Source organism: Streptomyces doebereineriae, assembly GCF_031845645.1.
Classification (GTDB): Bacteria; Actinomycetota; Actinomycetes; order Streptomycetales; family Streptomycetaceae; genus Streptomyces; species Streptomyces canus.
This window is the reverse complement of record NZ_JAVREZ010000215.1, coordinates 1-468: the sequence shown is the minus strand read 5'-3', so window position 1 is coordinate 468 and position 468 is coordinate 1. Positions and strand designations below refer to the sequence as shown.

The 468-nt window shown below is 64.3% G+C and carries 1 pseudogene; it reads left to right on the top strand.

The features are described 5' to 3' along the window. Positions 1-243: 243 nt before the first annotated feature. A pseudogene (locus RNB18_RS51535) lies at positions 244-468 on the top strand (adenosylmethionine--8-amino-7-oxononanoate aminotransferase BioA); the annotation flags it as partial.

Here is a 468-nt window from a genome sequence, read left to right as displayed (position 1 = left end):
ATGTGGAACATCGCCACGAGGGCGATGGCGATGCCGCGCAGTCCGTCCAGATCGTGGCGGTAGAAACCCGATGCACGGGTACCCATGACTGCGCGTGGAACGGAACCGGATTCGGTGCCGGGCTCCGTCCGGGGGGCGTCAAGGGTTTTCATGGTCGAGGCCAATTTACCTAACATCGGCCTGCCGCTCACATTTCGGATGGGTGCGTCACAGTCTGTGAGCAAAGGGCTAGGCTGCCCGACTGTGGCTGAGCTGACACCAGCGCAGATCAATGCCATCGACGCCGCCCACATCTGGCATCCCTACAGTGCCATGGGCTCGGCGGCGCTTCCGCCGGTGGTGGCGGTCGGTGCCAAAGGCGCGTGGCTGACTGTGATTGACCCTACTGACGGCGCACCGATCGAGGTGATCGATGCGATGGCGTCCTGGTGGACCGCCGTGCACGGACACGGGCACCCGGTACTGGAC